Raw genomic sequence first — 18,182 nt, forward strand, 5'->3', positions numbered from 1 at the left:
CGTGGGCGGGGAGGTCCGGTCCGTAGGGGGCGAAGTCCCACCCCGGGTCGGCGCGAAGGGCGAGCGAACAGGCTAGGTCCATGCCGGTGCCGTTCCAGTCAGCTGGCATACCACCAGGTAGAGCGGGATGGGGGGTGTGTACGGGCTGGTGCTGTCGGGGCAGTGGATCATCCGCCGTCCCGGGTTCTCCGGAACGCGCGCGTCCGGGGCGTAGCGGGCCGGGTGCGGCCAGGTCAGGTCGTGGTCCGAGCCCGCCGGGACGACCCACCACCAGCAGTCGGCGTCCGCGAAGACACAGCCCGAGCGGGGCAGCCGGGCCAGCACCCGGAAGCCGTAGGAGGCGGGCACCGCGACCGCGTCGCAGCCCAGAGACGCCGGGAGCGCCGGCGGCAGCACGAGTCTGCCGCCGGTCGCTCCGGCGCCCCCTTGCGAGCCGGGCCCCCGAGGCCCCCCAGCCTCTTCCCGGCCGCCTCTGGACAGAAGTGTGCGTGGGCCCCTCAGCATGCAGGGACCGCCCCGAGCCGGGCCCAGACGATCCGGCCGGTGCCGTGCGGCACGTCGTGGGCGCCCCAGGCGACGCTCAGCGCGTCGACGAGCAGCAGCCCGCGGCCACCCTCCTCGCCGTCGGTGGCGTCGCAGAGCGTGGGCCCGCCCGTGCCGTACCCCTGGTCCCTGACGGCAACCGTCAAGTGCCCGGAGGTGAAGGAGAGTTCGCAGGACACCCGGGTGCCCGCGGTGTGCACGACGGCGTTGGTGACGAGCTCGGAGACGACCAGCGCGGCCGCGTCGCCCAGCTCGTCGCACAGACCCCACCGGACGGAGACCTCGGCGGTGTGGCGGCGGGCGGCGGCGGCGGATTCCGGCCGGGCGGAGAGTTCGAACGCGTACCGGCGGACGTCGGCGACGGACACCGTGGAGGCCGCGCCTATGAGCTGCGGGACGAGCGCATTACCAGGGGCCACGACCGGGTCCTCACAGTGGGGAAGCGGTGCCGCACGCGACAACCGCATGTGCGGGCGTTCACCGACCTACCTTCCACCCATCCGTGACACTTGGCAAGGGGCACTCTGAAAATTGCAGAGTGCTGTGTTCTGGGCTGAGGTGGCATGGCACACTGCTCGGCAACAGGGTTAGGGGAGGTCTGACGTGAGTGAACCCCGGTCCGCCCCGACCGTGGGGCAGGTCGTGCTGGGCAGACGCCTGCAGGACCTGCGCGAGCGCGCCGGCCTCAAGCGCGAAGAGGCGGCGAAGGTGCTCCGCGTCGCTCCCGCCACGATCCGCCGCATGGAGACGGCCGAGGTCGCGCTGAAGATCCCGTACGTACAGCTGCTGCTCAATGCGTACGGCATCGGGGACGAGGAGACGGACCGTTTCATCGAACTCGCGGAGGAGGCCAACAAGCCGGGGTGGTGGCAGCGCTTCCACGACATCCTGCCCGACTGGTTCAGCATGTACGTCAGCCTGGAGGGGGCGGCCTCGCTCATCCGGACGTACGAGCCGCACTTCGTTCCCGGACTGCTCCAGACCGAGGAGTACGCGCGCTCGGTGATGGTCAGCGGCGCCCTCGGGCAGACGAAGACCGCCGACATCGAGCGGCACGTGGCACTGCGCATGGAGCGCCAGTCGCTGCTCACCCGGGCCGATGCGCCGCGGTTCTGGGTGATCATGGACGAGACCGTGCTGCGCCGCCCGGTGGGCGGGCCCGAGGTCATGCGCGGCCAGCTCGACCGGCTCCTGGAGGCGGCCGAGCTGCCCCATGTGACGATCCAGCTGGCCGAGTTCGCGACGGGGCACCACCCGGGGACGTACGGCCCGTTCGTCCTGTTCAGATTTGCCGTGCCGGAGCTGCCGGACATGGTCTACAGCGAGTACCTGACCGGCGCGGTCTATCTCGACGCGCGTCCCGAGGTCGACACCCACCTCGAAGTCATGGACCGCATGGCGGCCCAGGCCGCGACTGCACGACGCACGAAGGAGATCCTGGCGGATCTCCGCGAGGAGCTGTGAATGGATCACATATACAACGGCATGCCGGCCCGCGAGCTCGGGACCGAGGGCTGGCACAAGCCGTGGAGCGGTGGCAACGGCGGCAACTGCGTCGAGGCCATGAAGCTGGCCGACGGCCGGGTCGCGGTGCGCCAGTCGGCCGACCCGGAGGGCCCCGCTCTGATCTACACCAGCAACGAGATCGCCGCGTTCATCCTCGGCGCCAAGTCGGGCCAGGCCGACTTCCTGCTGACGTGATCCACCGGACGGCCGCCGCCCGGCGCCCCCTTGGGGCCCGCGCGGCGGCCGAGCCGTGTCAGCCCACGTCGAAGATGTTGGGCAGCCCCAGGCGGTAGCGGAAGCGGTCGTCGCGCTTGAGCAGGTCCAGCTCCGGGGCGCTGTAGAGGGAGGCCACCGAGCAGCGCGGTGCGGCCGAACCGGCCCGGTCGAGCAGTGCGTTGGCGGCGAGGCGGCCCGAGGTGTTGGCCCCCTCCATGGTCGCCAGGTCGATGGGGACGGCCACGTAGTCGCCCGCCAGATAGAAGTTGGAGATCTTCGTGCCCGCCGAGGGGCGGTTGTGGAACGTGCCGACCGGGTGGATGAGCAGCTCGTCCTCGTTCCTCGGCTCGGGCGTGCCGATCCCGGAGACGCCCGGGTCCAGGAACCACGAGTGCAGCTTGCCGTCGCTGAGCACCGTCTTGCCGGTGTCGTTGACCGAGGCCTTCAGCTGCGCCCACACCTCGCGCGCGACCTCCTCGCGGGTGCACTGCTTGGCCGTCTTCCCGTACAGCATCCCGGGCTTGTCCCACTCGGAGATGTCCACCGAGAGGCAGTCCACCACCGTGCCGTCGCCGTAGTCGGTGCGGAAGTCGTGGTGCGGCCAGTGCTCGGCCTGGGCGATCGCGGTGAGCGACCAGGGGGAGTCGATGCAGTCGAAGTGGCCGTGCACCCCGTCGGGCCGCTCGGTCAGATAGAACTGGATGCCCGTCATCCAGTCCGTGCGCAGCTTGTCGCAGCGGGCCAGCTGCGGGTCGGCCGCGCGCATCGCGGCGCTCCAGGTGGGCCGGGCGTGCTCGACGGGGAGCGCGCAGACGTAGTGGTCGGCGCTCACCGTGCGGCGCGCCCCGCCCGGGTCCTCGACCACCGCCCCGGTCACCTTCGTGCCGTCGTACGCGAACTCCCGCAGCGTCCAGCCGACTTGGAACTCCACGCCGAGGGTGCGCAGATGGGCGACCCAGGGGTCGATCCACGCCTCGTTGGTGGGGGCGTTGAGGATGCGGTCGAGGGGGCCGTCCGCGCCCCGGCCGAGCGCGTTGAAGACGAACGCCTCCAGGAGCGAGCCCACCGTGCGGGTGCTCGCCTCCTCCGCCTTGGTGGCCACGATGTTGCGGGTGACGCCGACGGCGAGGATGCGCTGGTACTCGTAACTCATCTGGCCCGCCTTGGTGAACGTCCACCAAGGCGTCGCCTCCCACTGGTTGTTGCGGCGCTCGTCGCAGCTGGTCAGGAAGGTGACGAGGCGGTCGGCGAAGTACGCGATCTCGCGCGCGGGCAGCCGCTGGAAGGTGCCCAGCACTCCGGTCAGGGCGCGCCGCAGGGCGTCCAGGGTGAGCTGCTGCGGGGTGCCGGACCAGGGCAGCGGCAGCCGCAGGTCCTCGTAGCCGGTGCGGGCGAACATCATCTCCTTGGGCGCGACCAGGTTGTCCCAGACGCCGTGCGGGTTGCCCGGGAAAGGGATACGCCGCATCGTGTCGGGCAGGTTGTGGTAGATCCCGGGGATGAACCGGAAGCCGTGCTCGGCCGGGAGCGGGCCGCGCCCGCCGCGCGCGCTGTCCGGCACGTCCATGCTGCGGGCCTTGCCGCCGAGCGCCCGGCGCTCGTAGAGCGTGACGCGGAAGCCGCGTTCGGCCAGCTCGTGGGCGGCGGTGAGCCCCGCGACCCCGCCGCCGAGGACCACCACCGACTGACCGGCCGCCGGGGCGGCCCCCGCACGTGCCGCGGCCGCGGCGGGCACCGCCGCTTCGAGCCCCAGGGCGGTCGCCGCGCCCGCCACCGCCGCCCCCGCGACGAACGTGCGTCTCGTACTGCCTGATGTACTGCCCGAAGGACCGCCCGAATCGCTGGTCGCCGTGCTGGCCGCAGTGGTGCCCGAACGCTCCATGGTGCCCCCTATTACCGGTGGTAACAATCACGTCGGCGCAGGAGCATACGGATGCGGCGGCCAAGCCGGAAGAGACAATCGAGCCCAGTGTTCCGTGGGAGCACGGCAGTTGCGGCCACCACCGGCCGAGCCGTGCGGGGCCGTACGGGGCCGTACGCGATCGGGCACGAGCGGGCGGATGTGGTCAGATAGGGGCATGGCCCGACGCACCCCCCGACCCGCCCGCCCCCAGGTCCCCGAGGACTGCCCCTGCGGGCTGCCCGCGCCGTACGCCGAGTGCTGCGGCCGCTACCACGCCGGGCAGGCGGCGCCCACCGCCGAAGCCCTGATGCGCTCCCGCTTCAGCGCCTTCGCCGTCCAGGACGAGCCGTATCTGCTGCGCACCTGGCACCCCGACCACCGGCCCGCCGGTGTCGACTTCGACCCGGGGATGCGCTGGACCCGGCTGGAGATCCTGGACACCAAGGACGGCACCGCCTTCCACACCGCCGGCGAGGTCGCCTTCCGCGCGCACTACACCGAGGGCGGCGGCGAGGGCTCGCTGCACGAGCGGAGTCGATTCGTCCGGTACGAGGGTGCCTGGGTGTATCTGGACGCGGTCTTCACGGAGTGAACCAGGTCGGGTCGTTCGGCGTCCTTTCCCGTATATACGGCCGAATGCGGCCGTGATCGCCCGGATCACGGGGGAAACAGGGGGAAAGATGTCCGACACCGCCGGGGACGAACTCGTCCCGTACACCGACCGGTTACCGATTCCCGAAGTGCTGCGGCCCGCCAGGGCCGATGTGCACCACGAGACCGAGATCGCCGTCCGCCCCACCTGGGTGCGGCTGCACAGCCAGCTCCCGCCCACCTTGATGTGGGGGTACAACGGCACCGTGCCCGGCCCCACCATCGAGGTGCGGCGCGGCGAGCGGGTGCGGATCGCGTGGACCAACCGGGTGCCGCGCGGCAGCGAGTACCCGGTCACCGCCGTCGAGGTGCCGGTGCGTCCGCCGGGCACCGCGCCCGCCACCACGGAGGCCGGGCGCGGGGGCGTCGAGGCCAGTGCGGACGTGGCCGCGCTGCCCGCCTGGACCGTCACGCATCTGCACGGCGCCCAGACCGGCGGCGGCAACGACGGCTGGGCCGACAACGCGGTGGCGGAGGGCGACGCCCAGCTCTCCGAGTACCCGAACGACCACCAAGCCGTGCAGTGGTGGTACCACGACCACGCCATGAACATCACCCGGTTCAACGTGTACACCGGGCTCGTCGGCACGTATCTGGTGCGCGACGACGAGGAGGACGCGCTGCGGCTGCCGTGCGGGGAGCGGGAGATGCCGCTGATCCTCGCCGACCGCAACCTCGACACCGACGAGGACGGGCGCCTCAACGGGCGGCTGCTGCACAAGACGATCGTCGTCGACCCGAAGAACGCCGAGACGGGCCGGCCGGTCTCGGCCCCCTTCACCGGCCCGTTCACCACGGTCAACGGAGTGATCTGGCCCTACCTCGAAGCCGACGCCGCCTGGTACCGCTTCCGGCTCGTCAACGCCTCCAACGCCCGTATCTACGACCTGGTCCTGCTCGACGAGGAGGACAACCCGGTGCCCGGCGTCCTGCACCAGATCGGCAGCGACGGGGGACTGCTGCCCGCCCCGGTGACGGTCGGCTTCGACGCGGCGCTGCCGACGCTGACCGTGGCGCCCGCCGAACGCATGGACCTGCTCGTCGACTTCCGGCAGCTCGAAGGCCGCAGCCTGCGCCTGGTCAACAAGGGCGCGGGCAAACCCGCCGGGGTGCCCGACCCGGTGAACAACGTCCGCTATCCGCAGGTGATGGAGTTCCGGGTGCGCGAGTGCCCGGAGCCCGACACGTTCGTCCTGCCGCAGGTCCTCTCCGGCTCCTTCCGGCGGTACGAGCACGGGCAGGTGCACCACGGCCACCGGCTGATCGTGCTCACCCCGCCCGGCACCGTCGGGGGCGGCGGCCACCCGGAGATCTGGGAGATGGCCGAGGTCACCGAAGGGCCGACCGGGCCGGCGGAGGGGGTGGTCCAGGTCCAGGGCGCCGACGGCACGGTGAAGACGTACCGGCGGATCTCGCGCACCTTCAACGACGGCCTCGGGTTCACCGTCGCCGAGGGCACCTTCGAGCAGTGGAGCTTCCTCAACCTCGGCGGTCCCGTCCACCCGATGCACATCCACCTCGCCGACTTCCAGCTGATGGGCCGGGACGCGTACACCGTGGACGGCTTCGACGCGAAGCTGGGCGGCACCCGCAAGCCGGTGGCCTACGACGCGACCCGGCCGGTCCCGCTCGCGCCCAACGAGCGCGGACTGAAGGACGTCTTCCGGGTCCCGGCGGGGCAGCTGGTGCGGGTCCTGGGCCGCTTCGACGGCGCGTACGGCCGGTTCATGTACCACTGCCATCTGCTGGAGCACGAGGACATGGGCATGATGCGGCCGTTCGTGGTGGCGCCGCCGGAGGCGCTCAAGTTCGACCACGCCGGGCACGGCGGCCACGGGGGGCATACGGGCTGAGGCACGGGGACTCCTCGGATCGGGGCGCGGTCAGGACCTGGCCGCGCCCACTGTCTCGCGGTCGGCCGGGGGCAGGCCGTTGGCCAGGTCCTCGGCCAGCAGCCGCTTGGCGATGGCGTCGGCGGCGGCCCGCAGCTCCGCGCTGCGCGGCCTGCCCCGGTCGCGCTCCAACTGCTCGTTGAGCCAGTCCGACCAGGACGCGCTGATCGCGTCGACCTCGCGGCGGCCGCCCTCGGTGAGTGTGAAGTAGGTGCCCTCGCGGGTCAGGAAGCCTTCGTCGACCATCCGCTGGAAGACCGGCACCAGCACCTCCGGCGGCACATGGCGGCGGGCCGCGATCAGACCGAGGCCCGCGTGCCCGACCATCCTGGTGAACAGCTCCACCTGCATCACGGCCCACGCGCCCGCCATGTCGAGCCGGGAGTCGGAGCGGGTCACGATGTGGCGCGCGGTGTCGATGCCCGTACTGCGGACGATCTTGCCGACCGACAGTTCGAGGAGCCGCTGCGAGTCGCCGGCCGACGGCTGCGCGAAGCCCTCGCCCATGTCGGTGGAGGAGGAGCGGGCGGTGTCGCGCAGCTCGACCTGCTTGAGGAACAGCGCCACCAGGAACCCGACGGCCGCCACCGGCACGGTCCACAGGAAGACGGTGTGCAGCGAGTCCGCGTACGCCTGGACGATCGGCGCGGCCGTCGCCGAGGGCAGCGACTTGAGGCCCTCGGGGGACTGCGCGGCCCTGGCGAGCGCCGCCGGGTCCGCGCCGCCCGCCTTCGCGGCGGCCGCGATCCCGTCCGCCAGGTTCGGCTTGAGGGTGTTGGCGTAGATGGTGCCGAAGACCGCGGTGCCGAACGAGCTGCCCAGCGTACGGAAGAAGGTCACGCCGGAGGTCGCGGTGCCGAGGTCGGCGTAGTCGACGGTGTTCTGCACGGCGATCGTCAGGACCTGCATGCACAGGCCGATGCCGAGGCCGAGCACGAACATGTACAGCGACTCCAGCCAGGCGCCGCTGTCCGGTCCCATCAGCGAGAGCAGATAGAGCCCCACGCCCATCACCAGCGCGCCCACGATGGGGAAGATCCGGTACTGGCCGGTCTTGCTGACCACGTTGCCGCTGAAGACCGACGCGATCAGCAGCCCGACCACCATCGGCAGCGTGCGCACGCCCGAGACGGTCGCCGAGTCGCCGTCCACGTACTGGAGGTAGGTCGGCAGGAACGTCATCGCGCCCAGCATCGCGAAGCCGACGATGAAGCTGAGGACCGAGCAGACCGTGAAGACGGGGTTGCGGAACAGCCGCATCGGCAGCATCGGCTCGACGGCCCGGGTCTCCGCCCAGCAGAACAGGGCCAGCGCCGCCACCCCGCCCGCGAAGAGCACGAGGATGACCGGCGACGTCCAGGCGTACTCGTTGCCGCCCCAGCTCGTCGCCAGGATCAGGGCGCTCGCCCCGGCCGCGACCAGGCCGATGCCGAGGTAGTCGATCACCGGTCTGGCGACCGAGCGGATCGAGGGGATGGTGCGGGCGGCGGCGATGACCACCAGGATCGCGATGGGCACGTTCACGTAGAACGCCCAGCGCCAGCTGAGATGGTCCGTGAACAGCCCGCCGAGCAGCGGCCCGATGACGGTGGCGACGCCGAACACCGCGCCGATCGCGCCCTGGTACTTGCCGCGCTCGCGCAGCGGGATCACATCGGCGATCAGCGCCATCGCGGTGACCATCAGCCCGCCCGCGCCGATGCCCTGGAGCGCCCGCCAGGCGATGAGCAGCGACATGTTGGTCGCGAGCCCGCACAGGAACGAGCCGGTGATGAAGACGACCGCCGAGACCTGGAAGACCACCTTGCGGCCGAAGAGGTCGCCGAACTTGCCGACCAGGGCGGTCGCGACGGTCTCCGCGAGCAGATACGAGGTGACCACCCAGGACATGTGCGCGGCGCCGCCGAGGTCCGAGACGATCGTCGGCAGCGCGGTGCCCACGATCGTCTGGTCCAGCGCGGCCAGCAGCATCCCGAGCATGATCGTGCCGAAGACGATGTTGCGCTGGCGGACGTCCAGCACGGGCGGCGCGGCGGGTGCCGAGGGCGCGGTGTCGCTGGCTGTGGTCACACTGGCACCCTCACACCACCGCAGGTGGGGCGCATGCCCTGTAGGCCGTGCGGGTGAGCCCGGACAGTGGGTCAGCCGGGCAGGGGCGCGCGGGCTGGGTCCGGCTCGGCGGGCAGCGGCGCGCCCGTGCGCCGCAGTCTCGGCAGCGCCGGGACCGACGCCAGGAAGACCAGGGTGGTCAGGACGAACGGCCAGGTGAACGGGCGGCCCCCGGCCGGGGCGAGGAGCGCGCTCAGCGCCGGGCCCAGGACCGTCGCGGCCGCCGCCCCCACCACCGCGAACCCGAGGCTCCACCGGTCGGCGGCGAGCAGCACCCCGCACAGCGCCATCGCCACCAGCACCGCGTTGTACCCCATCGTCCCGTCCGCGATCCGCTCCGCCGGTGCCCCCAGCGCCCAGGCCGTGAGGATCCCGACGGCGCTGCCCGCGCAGGCCATCGCGCCCGCGAGCCGGTCGGCCGCGAAGATCCCGGCGAGGAAGATCAGCCCCACGTACCACTGCGGCACCAGGAAGATCTGGGCGACGTTGGCGAAGAAGCCGTGCACCAGGTCGCGCAGGCCCGGGGCGACCGGGCCCTCGGCGGCGCGGGCGAGCGCGGCCGGGCCGTCGCCCTGGTGCCACACCTTGCCGAAGGCCGGCGCCGCGATCGTCATGGCGCTCGCCGTCAGACAGAAGGGGAGCGTCAGGGTCGGCAGGCCCCAGGTGCGCAGCACGGTCGCGGTCGCCCCGGCGACCACGGTGACCACCGCGCAGCCGCCCGCCGCGAGCAGCGCGGTGGACAGGTGCCCGGCTCCCAGGACCACCGCGAAGCCCACGGCGACCAGACAGGCGTTGAACCCTTCGAGCCCGGCCGCGACCCGCCCCCGCTCCACGCCGAGGAGCCGGGCGGTGCCGGTGCCCACGGCGGTGCCGAGCAGCCCGTACAGGCCGTAGTGCCAGCCCGCCACGAAGAGCCCTACGGAGAAGACCGCGCCGGTCACGGCGCTCGGCACGAAGTCGACCTGAGCCTGCCCCCGCAGGACGTGGACGGCGAACCGCCCCCACCGCGCGGCGCGCGAGTGCCCCACCTGAATCCCTCCCGTCCGACGGGCCCCCGACGGCCCAGGGCACTGTAAGGGGCGCGGGCCAGGCCGGGGCAAGAGGTGCGCTCTGGTCGGAACCTCCCACGATCGCCCGCCCGGCTCGGCGGATCCGGTGGGATTGATTTCTCGTTACGCGACGGTAAGTTGACCAGTCAGTCATCTCTCGTACCACCGGTAAGTGCTCCGTACCACTCCGCCCTGAGCCGAGCAGAGGAGTCGACGCATGGGCGTACGGAAGGATCTGAGGACGGCCGTGCGACGCGGCGGTCTCACCGGGCGGGCCCGGGTGGAGCTCGTGCGCGAGGGCGGTGAGGTGCGCGAGGCGCGGGTCGCCCCGCTCGCCGCCGGGCCCGGCACGGGCAGCGTCGCCGACATCCCGTTCACCAACGCCGCCGAGGCGCCGGACGCGGTGGTGCTGCGCCGCAAGCGCGGCGGGCGCTGGCGGCCGGTCACCGCGGCCGCCTTCGCCCGTGAAGTCGCCGACACCGCCAAGGGGTTGGTCGCCGCCGGACTCGAACCCGGCGGGCGCGTCGCCCTGATGTCGCGCACCCGCTACGAGTGGGCCGTCCTCGACTTCGCGATCTGGGCGGCGGGCGGGGTGAGCGTCCCCGTCTACGCCACCTCCTCGGCCGAGCAGATCGACTGGATCCTCGCCGACTCCGGCGCCGGGATGCTCATAGCGGAGAGCGGCGCCGAGGTGCGGACGGCCGGGGCGGCCACCGAGGGTCGCCGGGTGTTCGTCATCGACGACGGCGCTCTGGCCCAACTCGCCGTCGGCGGGCGCGAGACGGACGACGAGGAGCTCGCCAAGCGGCGCGCCGCACTCGGCCCCGACACCGTCGCCACCCTCTGCTACACCTCCGGCACCACCGGAAGGCCGAAGGGGTGCGTGCTCACCCACGGCAACCTGTACGCCGAGGCCGCCAACACCGTCGAGCTGATGCACCCCGTCTTCCGGGAGGTCAGCAAGCGGGCCGCCGCCACCCTGCTGTTCCTGCCGCTCGCCCACATCCTCGGCCGCACCCTCCAGCTCGCCTGCATGCTGGCGCGCATCGAGCTCGGCCACTGGCCCAGCCTCAAGCCCGACGAACTGCGCCCGGAACTACGGGAGTTCAGACCCACCTTCGTCGTCGGCGTCCCGTACCTCTTCGAGAAGATCCACGACACCGGGCGGGCCACCGCCGAGCGGATCGGCCGCGCCGCCTCCTTCGACCGCGCCGACCGGATCGCCGTGCGGTACGGCGAGGCGGCGCTGAACCACTTCCTCGGCAAGGGGAAGGGGCCCGGCCCCGCCCTCCGCCTCGGCCATGCGCTGTACGACCTGCTGGTCTACCGGCGTGTGCGCAAGGAGCTCGGCGGGCGGCTGCGGTACGCGCTCAGCGGCGGCTCGCCCCTCGACCCCGAGCTGAGCCTCTTCTTCTACGCCGCCGGCATCCTCGTCTTCGAGGGGTACGGGCTCACTGAGACCTCCGCGGCCGCCACCCTCACCCCGCCGCTCGGCCCGCGCCCCGGCACGGTCGGGCAGCCTGTGCCCGGCACCTCGGTCCGTATCGCCGACGACGGCGAGGTCCTGGTGAAGGGGCCGATCGTCTTCGGCGGCTACTGGAACAACCCCGAGGCCACCGACGGTGTCCTGGCCGACGGCTGGTTCGCGACCGGCGACCTCGGCCGGCTCGACGACGACGGCTATCTCACCATCACCGGCCGCAAGAAGGACATCCTGGTCACCTCCGGCGGCAAGAACGTCTCGCCCGGCGTCCTGGAGGACCGGCTGCGCAGCCGTCCGCCGGTCGGCCAGTGCGTCGTCGTGGGCGACAACCGCCCGTACGTCGCCGCGCTGGTCACGCTCGACCCCGAGGCGCTCCGGCACTGGCTGGCCGTGCGCGGGCGGCCCGAGGACACCCCCGTCGAGGAGCTGGTGGACGACCGGGAGCTCGTCGCGGATGTGCAGAAGGCCGTGGACCACGCCAACGCGGCGGTCTCGCGGGCCGAGTCGATCCGCCGGTTCCGGCTGGTGGCGGGGGAGTTCACGGAGGAGAATGGACTGCTCACCCCGTCCCTGAAGGTCAAGCGGCGGGCGGTGGCCGCCGCGTACGCCCACGAGATCGAGGAGCTGTACGGGCAGGGGTGACCGAGGAGGCGGGCAGGGCGTCGGCGCGCTCGCGCAGATGCATTGCGCGCAGCACGACCTCGGTGGCGAAGCGGTGCTCGGGGTCGGCCAGCCGGCGCCCGAACGCCGCGTCGAGGTTGCGCATCCGGTAGCGGACGGTCTGCGGGTGGATGTGCAGCACCTCGCCGATCTGGGCGGCGGTGCCACGGGTGGCCAGCCACGCCCGCAACGTCTCGATCAGGCGCTCCCGGCGGGTCGCCGTATGGCCCTGGAGCGGGGCCAGTTCACGGGCCGCGAGCAGTTCAAGGAGCGCCGGGTCCGACATGAGCAGCAGGGTCACCAGATGGTCCGTGCAGTGGACGACGGGCGCCTCGGTGATGATCCCGGACAGCGCGAGGCCGAGCGCCTGGCGCGCCCAGCGCAGCGAGTCGGCCGCCCCGGCCAGGGCCACCGTGGGCCCGGCGGCCGCGCGCGCCCCGCCGAGCGCCTGGGCGAGGGCCGAGCGGCGCTCCGCGTCCAGGGCGCCGGGCACCAGCAGATACGGCTGCGGGTCGCCGAGGTCCATCAGCACGTCGCCGTGCAGGGCGGTGCGGGCGGGGTGGGCCCCGGCGCTCAGCGCGACCAGGGTCAGCTCCTCCGGCAGCTGCCAGCCCGCCCGTTCGGCCAGCTCGACGAGGGTGGCCCGGGGCGTGCCGCTGCCCGACGCGATGAGCCGCAGGATCTTTCTCCGTAACTCGTCCTGGTCGTCCTCGGCCGACGACCTGGCCTCCATATAGCCCTCGCTGGCCAGCGCCTCCAACTGGTCCATGTACGCGAACAGGGTGTCCGCGAACGACAGCATGAAGACCGGGGAGAGGTTGTAGCGCTTGCCCACCTTCTTGGTGTGGCGCAGCGCGACCCGGGCGCCGATGCGGAAGGTGCCGCGCAGGGTGTCGAGACTGCGGCCGTGGGCGGCGGCGAACCGGCCGAACGTACGGATCATCTCGTCCCGCAGCGGCGAGGGCACCGAGGGCCGTACCACCTGGTCCACGAAGATGGTCAGGCTCTGCTCGATCGCCGAGTGCACGAACCGGCCGTGCGGGCCCGCGAAGACGTCCGCGAACTCCGGGTAGGCGCGGATCACCTCGGCCTTGATCTCGTCGAGCAGCGGCGGGAGTTCGGGCCACATGATGGTGGCGAGCTCCCGGGGGATCGGTCCCAGCTGCTCCGAGGAGGCCGAGGCGTGGAGGGCGTTCGGCATGCGCTGTCCCTTTCACTGGCCGGGACGTACGGCTCGACGTTCGGCTCGGGTGGGCGACGCACCGTGGGCCTGCTGCGGGGCCGACGTCAACTCACAACATCTGCAACATAGACCAGCCCGCGCCCGAAGGCACCAGTGCGTACGGAGGAAATGTGTGCCCCGTGACGGGTTCTCGTACTGGCCGGACACAAAGGTGCTCGCCCCGGCGTACAAGTGGCAATGGGATTGCCCGAACATGACGGAAAACGTTGACCTGTGTACGAATTTCCGGGGGTGGTCGGCGCACGCGCAATAACATGCGTGCGCGTGGCGGCCGCGCGCTCGGCGGCCGGATTCGGCCGTCGGGTATTGCACCGCCCGATTCCCCGCGCGTAGCGTCCTGGGTGCCCCGGGGTCGACGGCTCTCGCCGCCCCTCACGGCGGGCCGCCGCCCGCTCCCCGGCGGCGCGGCCCACGCCCCAGGGCTGCGGATCCCGGCGGGGTCCCGCGATCCGTCCCCCCGGATCGCGGGGCCCCGCTTCTGCGTGCGCGGGGTTGTGTGCCGCCGTTGATAAGGCGAGCGCCCGGAATTGTGGCGCCGGTGACAAGTAATCACCGGCGGGCGAGGAGCGCGGAGATTCGCGCGGAAGCGGTATTGCGGCACCGGGTTACCCGTACGTAACGTCACGGCGACATCGGCCGTTCCCGGCGCCCGTAGAACCGCTATTCACAGGAGCAGAGCCATGGGCGGTGCATTCGACCGGCGTGGTGCCGCTATCGCCGCCACGCTCGGCGTGATCGCGCTTCTCCTCGGCCTTGTTCCGGCGTCGGGGACAATTGCGCGGGACCGTGAGACGGGCGTTCAGGCCATTTACGACTGTGCGGCGGGCTCCGTACACCGGGCCGTCACCGTCGGGTTCGCCGGCGTCCATCCGACGGGCGGCCGCCCCGGACAGCCGCTGCGGACCGAGCGGTTCACCGTACGCCCCGAGCTGACCCGGGACGCGGTCACCGCCCTCCTGCCGCCGGGCACCGCCGAGGTCTCCGGCACCGCCCGTCTCGCCGTCGAGGTCGCGCAGAACGGGGCGTCGGCCCGCGCCGACTGGGCGGGGCTCGTCGCGCCCGCCGCCCGTGCGGGGGCCGATGGGCCGCAACCCGTGTTCGCGGGCGAGGTTCCGGTGATCACGCTGGGCTCGCCGGGGGAAGTGACGCTCGTGGCGGGGGAGTTGACGCTGATGCTTCAGGCGACACCGGCACCGGCCTCGCCGTCGGGCCCGGCCTCCCCGTCGGCACCGGCCTCCCCGTCGGGACAGGCTTCGACGCCGGCTCCGGGAGCCTCGGACTCGCCCGGTGCACCTCAACTCCCCGCTTCCACAGCCCCGTTGGAGCTGCGCTGCCGACCCGCAGCACCCACCGGCCCGCGTCTCGCCGTCTGGACGGTGACCGAGCCCTCCGCCCCGAGTACTGCCCCGGCCCCCTCCACGACTGCGGGCACCCGGACGCACCAGCCCGCGATCCAGGTCGGTCCCGCCCCGCTCGCCACCGCGCCCGTCTGCCCGGCGGACCCGCCCGCCGGGGAGCTCGACCCGAGCAGGCTGCCCAAGCCGCCACCGGGCGCGGTCGAGGGGCACTTGGGCGCCTCGCTCTGCGTGGTGGCTGTCGGGTACGCCACCGTGCACAAGCTCGGCAGCGCGATGGTCGTCAACGATCCGCACGACAGCCCCGGCCCGATGCACCTCAACCTCGGCAAGCGCACGGTCAGCGCCCCCGACTACGACGAGTCGGACTCGGTGGGGCTGCTGCGCTTCCCCGACGCCCGCTCCACGTTCCTCACCTTCGGCTTCCAGCCCACCAGCGCGAGTGTCGGCTTCGAGCCGGAGCCGGTCACCGTCGTCAACATCCGGCGCGGCGAGACGTTCACCACCACCATCGCCTACCGGCAGCACCTGCGCATCCACGACGTACGCGTCAACGGCGTGCCGCTGGACGTCGGGCCGCGCTGCCGCACCGCCCGGCCCTTCGACACCGTGCTGAGCGGTGCGTACAACTTCCTGACCGGCGGGGTCCTCGACGGGGAGATCGCCATCCCGCCGTTCGCCGGCTGCGGCAGTCGGGGCGAGGACCTGTCGCCGCTGTTCACCGCCGCCCTCTCCGGCCCGGGCAACGCCGTCCGGATCCGGCAGGGGCAGCTCGCGGGGGCCGGCAGCGCCCCGCCCGTCCCCGAACTGCCCCGGCGCTGAGGAGCTGCGAAGCCATGGGAATCGACGTGGTCGTCGAGGGGCTGACCAAGGCCTTCGGACGGCAGACCATCTGGCAGGACGTCACGCTCACCCTGCCCGCGGGCGAGATCAGCGTGATGCTCGGCCCCTCCGGCACCGGCAAGACCGTGTTCCTGAAGGCGATCGTCGGACTGCTGCGCCCCGACCGGGGCCGGGTCCTCGTCGACGGCGTCGACATGGCCAACAGCCGCGAGAGGGACATCTACGAGGCCCGCAAGCTCTTCGGGCTGCTCTTCCAGGACGGGGCGCTCTTCGGCTCGATGAGCCTCTTCGACAACATCGCCTTCCCGCTGCGCGAGCACACCCGCAAGAAGGAGTCGGAGATCCGCCGGATCGTCATGGAGCGCATGGAGGTGGTGGGCCTGGTGGGCGCCGAGCGGAAGCTGCCCGGCGAGATCTCCGGCGGGATGCGCAAACGGGCCGGGCTCGCGCGGGCGCTCGTCCTCGACCCGCAGATCATCCTCTGCGACGAGCCGGACTCGGGCCTCGACCCGGTGCGCACCTCGTACCTCTCCCAGCTGCTCATCGACATCAACACCCAGCTCGACGCCACCATGCTGATCGTCACGCACAACACCGACATCGCGACCACGGTCCCGGACAACATGGGGATGCTGTTCTGCCGCGAGCTGGTCGCCTTCGGTCCCCGCGAGGTGCTGCTGACCAGCGAGGAGCCGGTGGTCGAGCAGTTCCTCAACGGGCGCAGGGCCGGCCCCATCGGCATGTCGGAGGAGAAGGACCGGGCGACCCTCGCCGAGGAGGCCTCGCACGGTCTCGTCGTCGGCCCGCCCACCCGGCGCGCTCTCGCCCCGCAGCTGAAACCCACCCCCGGCCTGCCGCCGCGCCGGGCGGTCCAGCGCCGCCGCGCCCGGGTGCGCGAGCTGCTCGACGAGCTGCCGCCCGCCGCCCGCGCGGCCGTGGAGGCGGATCTGCGGGATACGGCGACACCACCCCGTACGTCCAACGGCGCCGAGACGCTCGTACGGACCAGGCCCCTGCACACCTACGAGGGCGGGGGACCCGCATGAGCGCGCCCTCCGAGCCGGTGGCCGAGAAGGCCGTCGCGGTACGGCCGCCGCTGCGGGTCCTCAACCCGCTGCGCGAGACCGGCAGGCTTTTCGCGCTCGGCTGGACCGTCGTACGGCTGACGTTCCGTCGGCCCTTCCAGGTGCGGGAGTTCGTCGAGCAGTTCTGGTTCATCGCCAGTGTCACCATCCTGCCCGCGATGCTGGTGACGATCCCGTTCGGCGCGGTCATCGCCCTCCAAGTGGGCTCCCTCATCCAGCAGTTCGGCGCCCAGTCCTTCACCGGGGGCGCGAGCGTCCTCGTCCTCGTCCAGCAGGCCAGCCCGCTCATCGTGTCGCTGCTGATCTCCGGGGTCGCGGGCTCGGCGATCTGCGCGGACCTCGGGGCGCGGACCATCCGCGAGGAGCTGGAGGCCATGGAGGTCATGGGCGTCTCGCCGGTGCAACGGCTAGTCGTACCCAGGGTGCTGGCGGTCATGTCGGTCGGGCTGCTGCTCAACGGCCTGGTCTCGGTGGTCGGGACGCTCGGCGGCTACTTCTTCGCGGTGATCGTGCAGCACGGCACCCCCGGCGCGTACCTCGCCGGCTTCTCCGCTCTCGCCCAGCTCTCCGACCTGCTGATCGGCGAACTCAAGGCGGTGCTCTTCGGGTTCATCGCCGGAGTGGTCGCCGCCCACCGGGGCCTGAACCCCAAGGGCGGGCCGAAGGGTGTGGGGGACGCGGTGAACCAGTCGGTCGTCTTCACCTTCCTGATCCTCTTCTTCGTCAACATGGTGCTCACCGCCCTCTACCTCCAGCTCGTCCCGGCGAAGGGGCTGTGACATGGCGCTCCTGGACCGGGCCCGCGGCCGCACCGCCACCGACACGGGGACACGCGAGCCGAGCCGGCTGTTCGCCTGGCTGGACCGCCCCGGCGACGAGCTCCTGTTCTACCTGCGCGCCCTGCTGTGGATCCCGCGCGCGGTCCGCCGCTACCCCAAGGAGGTCCAGCGCCTCCTCGCCGAGGTCTCCTTCGGCAGCGGCGGGCTGAGCGTCATCGGCGGCACGGTCGGCGTGATGATCGGCATCACCGTCTTCACCGGCACCGTCGTCGGCCTCCAGGGGTACGCGGCGCTCAGCCAGATCGGCACCGACGCCTTCACCGGCTTCGTCTCCGCGTACTTCAACACCCGCGAGATCGCCCCGCTGGTCGCCGCGCTCTCCCTGTCCACCACGGTCGGCGCGGGCTTCACCGCCCAGCTCGGCGCGATGCGCATCAACGAGGAGATCGACGCGCTGGAGAGCATGGGCGTGCGGTCGATGCCGTATCTCGTCTCGACGCGGATCGTGGCGGGCGCGGTGGCGATCGTCCCGCTGTACGGGATCGGGCTGCTCGGGTCGTTCCTGGCGTCCCGGATGGTCACGGTCCTCTTCAACAACCAGTCCACCGGCACCTACGACCACTACTTCCACCTCTTCCTCGCCCCCACGGACGTGCTGCTCTCCTTCCTCAAGGTGCTGGTCTTCAGCGTCATGGTGATCATGGCGCACTGCTATTACGGCTACCGCGCCACCGGCGGACCGGCGGGCGTCGGCGTGGCCGTCGGCCGGTCGGTGCGGACCGCGATCGTGCTGATCAGCGTCACCGACTTCTTCCTCAGCCTGGCGCTGTGGGGCGCCACGACCACGGTGAAGGTGGCGGGATGA

At 72.2% G+C, this 18,182-nt stretch carries 15 protein-coding genes; 9 read left to right on the forward strand and 6 right to left on the reverse strand.

The features are described from left to right. Positions 1 to 72: 72 nt before the first annotated feature. Together BX283_RS32310 and BX283_RS32315 are read right to left on the reverse strand one after the other, a co-directional pair. Positions 73 to 504 carry a hypothetical protein gene (locus BX283_RS32310; protein ID WP_373979315.1) on the reverse strand — a complete coding sequence of 144 codons (432 nt, stop codon included), beginning with the start codon at positions 502 to 504 and terminating at the stop codon, positions 73 to 75. Beyond that, positions 498 to 962: an ATP-binding protein gene (locus BX283_RS32315; protein WP_101390968.1), complete on the reverse strand. Its 465-nt coding sequence runs from the start codon at positions 960 to 962 to the stop codon at positions 498 to 500. The genes BX283_RS32310 and BX283_RS32315 overlap by 7 nt, the downstream gene beginning before the upstream one ends. A 184-nt stretch (positions 963 to 1,146) precedes the next feature. Between BX283_RS32315 and BX283_RS32320 the strand changes: the two genes are divergently transcribed. Together BX283_RS32320 and BX283_RS32325 are read left to right on the forward strand one after the other, a co-directional pair. Continuing rightward, on the forward strand, positions 1,147 to 2,007 hold the full coding sequence (locus tag BX283_RS32320; protein ID WP_101390969.1) for a helix-turn-helix transcriptional regulator: 861 nt from the start codon (positions 1,147 to 1,149) through the stop codon (positions 2,005 to 2,007). Next, the gene (locus tag BX283_RS32325) at positions 2,008 to 2,244 is read left to right on the forward strand and encodes a DUF397 domain-containing protein (RefSeq protein WP_067166531.1); all 237 of its coding nucleotides are present in this window, start codon (positions 2,008 to 2,010) and stop codon (positions 2,242 to 2,244) included. It abuts the gene before it with no gap. 58 nt (positions 2,245 to 2,302) lie between these two features. Here BX283_RS32325 and BX283_RS32330 read toward each other — a convergent pair whose 3' ends face one another. Next, positions 2,303 to 4,147, reverse strand: a complete 1,845-nt coding sequence (locus BX283_RS32330; protein ID WP_101390970.1) for an FAD-dependent oxidoreductase — start codon at positions 4,145 to 4,147, stop codon at positions 2,303 to 2,305. A 196-nt stretch (positions 4,148 to 4,343) separates the two neighbouring features. Here BX283_RS32330 and BX283_RS32335 point away from each other — a divergent pair, with 196 nt between their 5' ends. Together BX283_RS32335 and phsA are read left to right on the forward strand one after the other, a co-directional pair. Continuing rightward, entirely contained in the window at positions 4,344 to 4,760 is a 417-nt protein-coding gene (locus tag BX283_RS32335; protein WP_101390971.1) for a YchJ family protein, read from the forward strand. An 88-nt stretch (positions 4,761 to 4,848) separates the two neighbouring features. After that, a complete protein-coding gene (gene phsA / locus BX283_RS32340) occupies positions 4,849 to 6,672 on the forward strand; it encodes an O-aminophenol oxidase PhsA (protein WP_101390972.1) in 1,824 nt (607 codons plus the stop codon). A 30-nt stretch (positions 6,673 to 6,702) separates the two neighbouring features. Here phsA and BX283_RS32345 read toward each other — a convergent pair whose 3' ends face one another. Together BX283_RS32345 and BX283_RS32350 are read right to left on the reverse strand one after the other, a co-directional pair. After that, entirely contained in the window at positions 6,703 to 8,781 is a 2,079-nt protein-coding gene (locus BX283_RS32345) for an MDR family MFS transporter (RefSeq protein WP_180357307.1), read from the reverse strand. Positions 8,782 to 8,852: 71 nt separating this feature from the next. Next, positions 8,853 to 9,848, reverse strand: coding sequence for an urea transporter (locus tag BX283_RS32350; protein WP_101390973.1), 996 nt, complete (start codon positions 9,846 to 9,848; stop codon positions 8,853 to 8,855). 238 nt (positions 9,849 to 10,086) lie between these two features. Here BX283_RS32350 and BX283_RS32355 point away from each other — a divergent pair, with 238 nt between their 5' ends. Further along, positions 10,087 to 11,994: a long-chain fatty acid--CoA ligase gene (locus tag BX283_RS32355; protein WP_101390974.1), complete on the forward strand. Its 1,908-nt coding sequence runs from the start codon at positions 10,087 to 10,089 to the stop codon at positions 11,992 to 11,994. On the opposite strand, the gene BX283_RS32360 is transcribed toward BX283_RS32355, so the two are convergent. After that, positions 11,930 to 13,213 (reverse strand): helix-turn-helix domain-containing protein, encoded by a 1,284-nt coding sequence (locus BX283_RS32360; RefSeq protein WP_101390975.1) that lies wholly within the window; start codon positions 13,211 to 13,213, stop codon positions 11,930 to 11,932. The genes BX283_RS32355 and BX283_RS32360 overlap by 65 nt on opposite strands. A gap of 722 nt (positions 13,214 to 13,935) precedes the next feature. On the opposite strand from BX283_RS32360, the gene BX283_RS32365 reads away from it, so the two are divergent. From BX283_RS32365 to BX283_RS32380, 4 genes are read left to right on the forward strand one after another with little or no spacing between them, the layout of a single operon-like run. Beyond that, positions 13,936 to 15,432 (forward strand): DUF6801 domain-containing protein, encoded by a 1,497-nt coding sequence (locus BX283_RS32365; RefSeq protein ID WP_101390976.1) that lies wholly within the window; start codon positions 13,936 to 13,938, stop codon positions 15,430 to 15,432. A 14-nt stretch (positions 15,433 to 15,446) separates the two neighbouring features. Further along, entirely contained in the window at positions 15,447 to 16,499 is a 1,053-nt protein-coding gene (locus BX283_RS32370) for an ABC transporter ATP-binding protein (protein WP_101390977.1), read from the forward strand. After that, positions 16,496 to 17,317, forward strand: coding sequence for an ABC transporter permease (locus BX283_RS32375; protein WP_101390978.1), 822 nt, complete (start codon positions 16,496 to 16,498; stop codon positions 17,315 to 17,317). Before BX283_RS32370 ends, BX283_RS32375 begins: the two co-directional genes overlap by 4 nt. Before the next feature lies 1 nt (position 17,318). Continuing rightward, positions 17,319 to 18,182 carry an ABC transporter permease gene (locus BX283_RS32380; RefSeq protein WP_101390979.1) on the forward strand — a complete coding sequence of 288 codons (864 nt, stop codon included), beginning with the start codon at positions 17,319 to 17,321 and terminating at the stop codon, positions 18,180 to 18,182.

Origin of the sequence: Streptomyces sp. TLI_146 (genome assembly GCF_002846415.1) — a bacterium.
Lineage (GTDB): Bacteria > Actinomycetota > Actinomycetes > Streptomycetales > Streptomycetaceae > Streptomyces.

Coding starts and splice junctions, on each gene's coding strand:
- BX283_RS32365 (WP_101390976.1), top strand. CDS start 13,936: ATGGGCGGTGCATTCGACCGGCGTGGTGCCGCTATCGCCGCCACGCTC.
- BX283_RS32380 (WP_101390979.1), top strand. CDS start 17,319: ATGGCGCTCCTGGACCGGGCCCGCGGCCGCACCGCCACCGACACGGGG.
- BX283_RS32360 (WP_101390975.1), bottom strand. CDS start 13,213: ATGCCGAACGCCCTCCACGCCTCGGCCTCCTCGGAGCAGCTGGGACCG.
- BX283_RS32335 (WP_101390971.1), top strand. CDS start 4,344: ATGGCCCGACGCACCCCCCGACCCGCCCGCCCCCAGGTCCCCGAGGAC.
- BX283_RS32325 (WP_067166531.1), top strand. CDS start 2,008: ATGGATCACATATACAACGGCATGCCGGCCCGCGAGCTCGGGACCGAG.
- BX283_RS32370 (WP_101390977.1), top strand. CDS start 15,447: ATGGGAATCGACGTGGTCGTCGAGGGGCTGACCAAGGCCTTCGGACGG.
- phsA (WP_101390972.1), top strand. CDS start 4,849: ATGTCCGACACCGCCGGGGACGAACTCGTCCCGTACACCGACCGGTTA.
- BX283_RS32330 (WP_101390970.1), bottom strand. CDS start 4,147: ATGGAGCGTTCGGGCACCACTGCGGCCAGCACGGCGACCAGCGATTCG.
- BX283_RS32355 (WP_101390974.1), top strand. CDS start 10,087: ATGGGCGTACGGAAGGATCTGAGGACGGCCGTGCGACGCGGCGGTCTC.
- BX283_RS32310 (WP_373979315.1), bottom strand. CDS start 504: ATGCTGAGGGGCCCACGCACACTTCTGTCCAGAGGCGGCCGGGAAGAG.
- BX283_RS32375 (WP_101390978.1), top strand. CDS start 16,496: ATGAGCGCGCCCTCCGAGCCGGTGGCCGAGAAGGCCGTCGCGGTACGG.